General features: G+C 38.0%; 7 protein-coding genes. 6 read left to right on the forward strand and 1 reads right to left on the reverse strand.

The genetic code is table 11. From position 1 onward, the window contains the following. On the forward strand, positions 1-1,876 hold a 1,876-nt coding region (locus AC1DG9_RS24270; protein WP_477635396.1), incomplete at its 5' end, for a hypothetical protein. A gap of 139 nt (positions 1,877-2,015) precedes the next feature. Here AC1DG9_RS24270 and AC1DG9_RS24275 read toward each other — a convergent pair. Then, a complete protein-coding gene (locus AC1DG9_RS24275) occupies positions 2,016-2,225 on the reverse strand; it encodes a hypothetical protein (protein WP_337715269.1) in 210 nt (69 codons plus the stop codon). A gap of 296 nt (positions 2,226-2,521) precedes the next feature. Here AC1DG9_RS24275 and AC1DG9_RS24280 point away from each other — a divergent pair, with 296 nt between their 5' ends. The 5 genes from AC1DG9_RS24280 to AC1DG9_RS24300 all read left to right on the forward strand — a co-directional run bounded on the left by AC1DG9_RS24280 (position 2,522) and on the right by AC1DG9_RS24300 (position 7,049). Beyond that, positions 2,522-3,388: an AraC family transcriptional regulator gene (locus tag AC1DG9_RS24280; RefSeq protein WP_337715268.1), complete on the forward strand. Its 867-nt coding sequence runs from the start codon at positions 2,522-2,524 to the stop codon at positions 3,386-3,388. Between the two features lie 70 nt (positions 3,389-3,458). Continuing rightward, entirely contained in the window at positions 3,459-4,202 is a 744-nt protein-coding gene (locus AC1DG9_RS24285; RefSeq protein ID WP_477635397.1) for a hypothetical protein, read from the forward strand. 282 nt (positions 4,203-4,484) lie between these two features. After that, positions 4,485-5,654 (forward strand): helix-turn-helix domain-containing protein, encoded by a 1,170-nt coding sequence (locus tag AC1DG9_RS24290; protein ID WP_337715264.1) that lies wholly within the window; start codon positions 4,485-4,487, stop codon positions 5,652-5,654. A gap of 434 nt (positions 5,655-6,088) precedes the next feature. Continuing rightward, a complete protein-coding gene (locus tag AC1DG9_RS24295) occupies positions 6,089-6,490 on the forward strand; it encodes a DUF4345 domain-containing protein (protein ID WP_337715263.1) in 402 nt (133 codons plus the stop codon). 67 nt (positions 6,491-6,557) lie between these two features. Further along, entirely contained in the window at positions 6,558-7,049 is a 492-nt protein-coding gene (locus AC1DG9_RS24300; RefSeq protein ID WP_337715262.1) for a hypothetical protein, read from the forward strand. Positions 7,050-7,245: the final 196 nt, after the last annotated feature.

Consider the following 7,245-nt stretch of genomic DNA (forward strand, 5'->3'; position numbering starts at 1 on the left):
TGTGAAACAGTGTATGCAGATTCTCTCGCCAATTTCTGAAACAGTGTTGGTGCCGGTTCCAACCTTGCACACCGTATTTATCCATACAAGCGGTAAAATGATTTTTGGCCTCAATAGCTTGACGATAGGTTCCGAACGCAGATTTGTAGGTAAACAAAACATGGACTATAAACTGCAATCGGACCGCTGGCTGGTTGAAATACTAGGTTTGTTATTGTATGAATTAGATACATCCAAGTGCGCCGTGCAGGAACTTGTCAGGTCAGGGAAAATAGCGAAAGAAAACTTGTCATTGCTACAAGATAGTCATGGACTAATTTTTTGGTCTATAATTAATAAAGCGACTCAATTTACACCCGCAAACAGGTATGCTCTGGTCGATTACTTTTTGAAAGATGTCGCTATCTGGACTCAAATTCAGACTGCCTTCCTAGCAAACCAAAATATACTAGAGGCAGATAAAAAATTAGTGAATACGCTTTGGAGCATTGAAATCAAAATCAACCGGATCGCAGCCAGAGAATACCACGCCAGTGAGAGCTTACTCAATTATGGGCTGAAAATGCAGCGTCGGATAGTTGATATGCTTGCTGACAAGGAGGTTCATCAGGCAGCACCATTTACTGACAGTTGGCAGCTGATCGGATACGGTGAGCACTATGACAGGCACCTGGCAACCGTGCAGGCCACTGCCATTTCCAAACGGGTTGACGACCTTGTAGTGACTTATCGTCAAAACCTAGGTATCAAAGAGGACATCACTTTCACAAAATGGTTACTTATATCTTCTGCTACCATCGAACTCGAGGCACTTAGAAGGTCTATGTTTTTACTGGCGAAAGATAAAGCTGTTGAAGATGAACTGAAAAAGTTGACGGAATTTCTTGCTATGGAGACTGCTACTGGACACACGTTTATTGTGAAGTCCGTTTCTGATGCCCCATTAATCAGGGAATCGTGTGCAGTGTTTAAAGAAAATTTGCCCGACCTGGAAAACCGTATTAAGGTCTGGCTGGAACGACCAGCGACCATACCATCACCATTATGGACTTATGATATACTACTGGTGATGTTCATTATTGTTTCTAAATATTATGGACTTGAGTTTTTATCAGATTCGGGAAAGTCATGTCAGCTTAAAGCGAGGCGGAAGTTATTTAATGCCACAGAGGTAATGATTATTCTTCAAAAATTAACAGAGATTTTCAGGTGTGACTTAGGTAGGGTTACTACCAATTCGCATGTTTTCGGAGCGCCTTATACGGTTTCGAAAATGATTGGTCTAAATGAAGTCAACCTGCACCTAGCTAGAAATCTTTACCGCTGTTATGATTACCTGCAGGTTGCCATTAATGGCCAGCTTAAGTTTAGCGATTTTGCGGTGTTTATCAGGTCTAGGAGGAAACAGGTATTGTTGTCCCAGCCACTAGTCATCGAAGAGATACACAATCCTTTCGACACCCATCACGGGATTGGCTGCGCTTTCTCAATTGATGTGCAGGAAGTGAATGGTAAGCTTGTTCCTAGCTTCGCGTCATTTCCCATTGTAGGACATAAGACTCTGGACAGAAAATTATTGCCAGAATTAAAAAAGGTATCTGCTTACATTTTGCTGTCTTGGCGTACCAATTATCAACGAAGAAATCCCTATACTTCGATGTTATTAGACCTACACATCCTGTATCTCGTCGGAGGTGTTTTAGTTTTTTATATTGCATTACAACTGTTAGGCCAGCCTGGTGAGAAGGAAGTGGTACTAAATGGTTTCGTTTATGGAATTATCTTTATCCTGTTTAGTTCGTATTTTGTTGTTTCCTGGAAACGCTTTATGAACCATAAATCGAAGATATCAGTCTTCATAAAAGAGTTGAATTAGTCTTAACTGTGAGGTGCTGCCCCTGCTGCTTAATACGCCGATAGCCTTCTTCGATTTACTTTTGATCAACCCATGTAATACAGTGTGTATATTTTGGTGAAAACATACACACCAAAACATACACATGTAGCTGTGCAAATTATTTCTCTGGCTTCTTCTTGTTCAGGTAACCACAGCCGTACATCTCGTAAATCTTTGATAATGGGAGCTCTGGGCTTTCTTTTTGGGTAAATCTTCGCTGGTACTTTTTCTTAAAGTCTCTACTAATGGGGTCTGCAACCGGACCACCTGCAATGTTGGCTAATTTCTCCAAATCCTTCAAGAAACTGTGTGACAGAAGGTTTTCCATGAGTACACTGAAACATAGCTAACATGTTGATTGTTAGCTATGTTTGTTTTTTAGAATCGCTCAGTTCAAACCAATCTGGTCAGTTTATTCACTTTTTGATTTGCAAATGCTTGTGAATTTCAATTTTTGAACTGTTTTGGAGATTCATCCTTAAAAAGCTAGAGTTCTCCGTATTTGAGCCAATCAGCACATGCTTCTTTTAAATTACCCCAGTGCTTGTCTGCAGATTTCCCAGCTGTCTAGGTTTTCTACGTCGTCTGCCTTAACTTTAGGGCGAGAAGAAATTGTAAAAAGAAATGGCTGTAGTCCCTAAAATTAAAACTTATCATTTTCTCCCATATAAATATGGTTCGGAACTGTTGTTGGATATTGGACGTATCGAAACATTGAATCATTATGTATTAGATAGTACGTTACATCAACTTAGTTTTTACGAAGTTATTTTCATTGAAGAGGGAGCTGGCATTTTTACATTAGATGAAAATAAGACCTTAATAAGCCCAGGAACGATCATTTTCACAAGTCCAGGACAGGTGCGTTGTTGGGAAATTGAGCAAGATGTAAGGGGCTATGTATTGTTCTTTGAAAAAGACTTTCTCCATCTTTTCTTTTCGGACGAACTATTCCTATATCGGTTTCAATATTTCCATCAATATTCACGTCCAAACGACATGCAGCTATCCGAGGTGCCATTTGTAAAATGTCTGGAGCTTTTATATGCAATAGAAGAAGAGTTTAGGCAGCTTCAGAATGATAGTAATCATTTGATCAGATCCCTTTTATATCAATTGCTCGTACTTCTCAATCGATATTATGCAGGTGCCTACAATGTTCAAAGAGACACCTTTGTCCATCCAGATTTTTATAGGTTTCGATCCTTGCTGGAAAAGAAATTTGTGAATGACCAAAGTGTTGAGGCCTATACAAAAATGCTGAATGTCAGCTCTGGATTCCTGAATAAAATTTGCAGGCAGTTTAGCGGATTATCAGCCCAACAAATGATCCATTACAAGTTGATTTCAGAAATAAAGAAACAACTTTGTCAAAATAAATCCTCAAAAGAGATTTCCTACGAGTTTGGCTTTTCAGATCCGTCTAATTTTAACCGTTTCTTTAAAAAATTTACAGGTACCACACCTCAGCAATACCGAAAAAAGATTTAAATGACCATTTTAAAGACAAAATGACCATTTTAATAGGATAAGCATGTTCTAATTTTACAAAAAAAAGAACATGATAAAATACACATTTAGTCTTCTCCTGCTCATGATGAGCATACTGGTCGTACAGGCAGAACAATTATATGTTAATCCTCAGACTGGTAATGACACAAATTCCGGAAATAAGGCACGTCCGTTAAAGACAATTATTGAGGCAGCTAAGCGCGTAAACTTAAACAAAGAACAGGGAGCAACCACAATCTTCCTATCAGAAGGTATACACCTGCTAACACAAACCGTTGTATTCACCAATGACAAGTATACCCTTAAAAACCGTCTTGTCATTCGTGCGGACGTTATGCCTGACGATGAAGACTGGACTCCTCAAAAAATGCCGGTTGTAGTAACAGCAGTGCCGCTTGTACCAGGTATAGGCGGAGAAGAAGCAAAAGGTATACAACCGGAGATTAGCCATGTGACCATTGAAGGCCTAAGATTTACTGGCAGTCCAGATTACTCTTATATAGATGGAACCAATCTACGTCGTTCCTATCCAATATGGCGTGATGGAAAAAGATTGGACGATCTAGTTGTAACACAATGTCTGTTTGCTGGAGATGTCGATGTATTACCGTTGCATGTGGGGGTTATAGCCAATGGTTATGGCCTGGTTATCGACCATTGTGTTTTTTTTAATTGCAAAAATCCAGTCGTTTTTTGGCAAACTGATGGAGGAACTGGTAGCCGTAATGCCATGCGTTATTCGCTGGTATATGGCTCGAAAAAGATCAGAGTAAACGCAATTACCTGCAATTAGCGGAAGGTTCGACCGGTTCGAACATAAAGGCAGGACTTTTTAAAAAGAACCAGTAGTTGAAATTAATAATGAATACACATGGACAAACTAATTCGATTGACCCGGTTTCGCCAATTTTGAAATATCTCAAAATCGATTGATTATCAGAAGGTAATCGGCAAATTGTTTTTTGGCAAAAAACTGGTTTTAAGCTACTGTTTGCAACCAATGGTCAAGAACTTGAATATATTTCATATTTTTGAGTTGACCAATAACATCTAGCCATCCATACAAAATAACAGCATGTTATACTTCACCAGCATTGCAATTTCTTTATACTTGTTCGTACTATTAGCAGTTAAGCCTAACAAAATAACTGCAGATAAGCTACTCATGATTTGGCAGCTGATAGCAACGCTTCACTTAGCCAGTTTATATTTGCAGGTTTCAGAAAATTATCGCCAATTCCCCAATTTAATAGGCTGGGGAGATTTATTGGCACTTGTGCATGGGCCTTTTTTGTATCTATATATCCTTCATCTAACCACACCAATAAAATTTAGCAAGAAAAAGCTACTTCATTTTTTACCTGTTGCTTTTGCCTATCTTCTATGGATGTCTTTTTTGCTACAAAACCCAGCGCAAAAGCTGTTGCTTTATGACCAGGGCTTTTCCTCACCTTACTATAAAACCATTGGAATCATCACCAATATTTGCATCATCATTTCGGGAATTATTTATGTATTAGCCGCAATTGTTTTACTGCATCGATATAAGAAAAAAATAAGCGAAGAATTTTCAACTACAGATAAAATCAGCTTGAATTGGCTACGTTACCTGATTGTAGGCATCGCTGGAATTTGGGTTTTTGTTATTTTTTATCCCAAAGCAGAGAGTATCTATTTCAGTGCCTCGTTGTACATATGCTTCATCGGTTTTTTAGGTGTACGCCAACAGCAAATATTCAAAACCGCCAATACCTCATCCCGCTCTGCTACTGAGAATCCCAACTTTTCTACTCAAAAAGAAAACCTTTCAGAAGAGCCTGCTAACGTGGCATTAATGCCCAATAAAATAAAATACGACTGGTCTTCACTTACGGATGCCGAAGCTGAACGTATTTTCCAGCAACTTAACAGGATAATGGCACAAGAAAAACTATATAAAAATGCGGAACTTACACTAAGCAAGTTAGCTGAATCCTTAGAGCTAAAAGATGCTGTGCTATCGCAAGTGATCAATTCTAAATTTAACAAGAGTTTTTACGACTATGTCAATTCACTTAGGGTAGATGAATGTGTAAAAATGATTGCTGATGAAAAAAACCATAACTACACGCTGCTATCGATAGCTTTTGATTGTGGCTTCAATTCTAAATCTTCATTCAATCGCAATTTTCGCAAATTCACGGGTAAATCTCCTTCAGATTTTTTCAGAAAACCAACCGATCTAACATACCACAAGGCGTTGTAGGTCCGCCGTTTTCTTATTATTGCTCAGTCATTTCTTCGCTATAATAGGCTTATTTGAAAAGCGAATTATATTATTTATGGTTAAGTATTTAAAGTATTTCACCACTTTAAATAACGCATTATTCTAATCAATAAGAGGTGCCACGAAGCCTCGTGGGGCGATTGACATTTCTCAGTGTTTCATTTTTGCATTCAAAACCCTGGAGTTTTAAATTAATAATCCATGAAACAAAACTTATTTTATTTACTACAATGATGTTAACAATGTATCCCGCAAAAAAAAAACGAGGCTGACGACCCTGCTAAGTTTTACCTAAAAAATGCGAGCATTGAGTATAAATGTACCCTAGCTTCTGGCACCCCTAGCGGTTTAGACATCATTTACACGAATGAAAGTGCAGGACTTTTTAAAAGGAACCAGTAGTTGAAACAACAATGAATACACAGAAAATCACCAAAATCAGTAGTCAAATTTATATTGGTTTTTCAATCTTCAGTATAGCTTATGTTAGTGTTTTATCAATTTATAATCCACAGGGAACTATGGATTTGGTAGCTACGCAATTATCTAATACAGATGCAATAAGTTCCATAAGAGGCATATATGGTGGCGTTGGTTTAGTTATTTGCTTTTCTCTGGTTCACCTTTTGTTAAAGGATGTAAAAAAGGCACTCATTTTTCTTTCACTGTTTTGGCTAGCCTATTCTATCTCTAGATTGATAACAATCTTGGTTGATGGGCCTTTGGGCGAATTTGGTTCGCAATGGCTGGTCATAGAGTCTACTTTAGGCATTTTGGCCTTAGTATTATTGCTGTTTTACAGACGCTTTAGATAAATAGGTTAGCAATACTTCTACTACACATGAAAAACAATCAAATAATAACAAATCTTAAAAAACAATTATGAAATCAATCTCAAAAAAATCTTTATTAACAGTTATGGTCATATCACTAGGTGTTTTGTCTTTAGCATCATGCAAAAAGAAACCTGGCGATAACCCGGATAACGGGAATAAAATTTCAATGAAAATGACAGTTACAGTAACAGGCGCAGATCAAAACGATCAGGTAGATGTTCAGGTAAGTGCCGGAAACCATGATGCCAGCCAGTACGGAGCCCCTGTTTGGAAAATGAATGGCACGTCGCAGGGTAATCAGCAAAGTATACTAATAGACGAGAAAAGCTTTATAGGCACCACAAAAACATATGTATTCGAAACCGTAAAACCATTTGATTTTGGGGAAATGAGCATTAGTGTTGTTAATTTAGAGGGTGGCCCGATCACCGCCAGCTATAAAACTGAAGTTGATGGCAAGGTGGAAACGAATGAAAATATGGTGATTGCAGTAGACCAATCTCAAAATAAAAGATTCACATATGGATCAAATAAATAAGTCTAATTGATTAAGCCAGTTCATCGATTAAAAGAGCCTGTATCATAAATCATGGTCAGGTTCTTTTTTCTTTGTTTCTGGTTGACTTGTAGCTTTATAGTTTTTTTGTATATTTCAGTAAAAGTGACGGAGAACCATTTTGTAGTGGAATCGAGGCGTACTACAGCGGAATATCTACAAGTCAATACTATTAGAC

This window comes from Pedobacter sp. 05L430, assembly GCF_056397585.1.